Below are 772 nucleotides of genomic sequence, written 5' to 3' on the forward strand. Positions count from 1 at the left end.
TAACACCGATCAGTTAAGGTATTTTTGATCGGTTGACCGATCTTTTGGTTGCTTCACAATACCCTTATCATCTTTTGATTATGAGGGTATTTTTATGCTTAGTCATTGGTTACTTGATACGGATATATTCGCCACTCCTGACTCTTTATCTACATTTCAGAAACATATCCCTCTTGAGTGGATTTCTAATGTGCTCGAGCAGACCGATAAAGCAAGTATTCGCAAACGTAAGTTACCTGCTGAGCTTGTCGTCTGGCTTATCATTGCAATGGGTCTTTTTCGCGACCGCTCTATTAGTGACATTGTTGAGAAGTTAGATTTAACACTCACTGATACCCTGGGCGATACGGTTGCTCCAAGTGCTATTCCTCAAGCGAGACAGCGCCTCAGTAGCGACCCCCTCCAAGCCTTATTTCACCTATGTGCAGCCCATTGGACACAAGAAGAAGATGCTGATGATACGTGGTATGGACTCCGGTTATTTTCTGTCGATGGAACGCAATTTCGTGCACCTGATACACCTGCTCTTGCTGAGCACTTTCACTATATTAAGCACAGTAAAAACCGTCATACAGAATATCCTATTGTACGCCTATGCGCCTTAAGCTCCTTGCGTAGCCGGTTGATACACCACGTTGCCTTCGGGCCCAGTTATCAAGGTGAGGTGAACTACGCAAAGCAGTTATTTAGTCATGTAAGTAATAACAGTCTAACTATTTTTGACCGATGTTATCTCAGCGCTGAGCTACTGATTAATTGGCGTAAGCAACAC

At 43.5% G+C, this 772-nt stretch carries 1 protein-coding gene; it reads left to right on the plus strand.

The genetic code is table 11. The features are described 5' to 3' along the window. Window positions 1-94: 94 nt before the first annotated feature. The coding region (locus tag I6F65_RS21465; RefSeq protein ID WP_231613268.1) for an IS4 family transposase at window positions 95-772 on the plus strand (678 nt) is incomplete at its 3' end.

It is taken from the genome of Pseudoalteromonas sp. SWXJZ94C (genome assembly GCF_015864385.1).
In the GTDB taxonomy this organism is placed as follows: domain Bacteria; phylum Pseudomonadota; class Gammaproteobacteria; order Enterobacterales; family Alteromonadaceae; genus Pseudoalteromonas.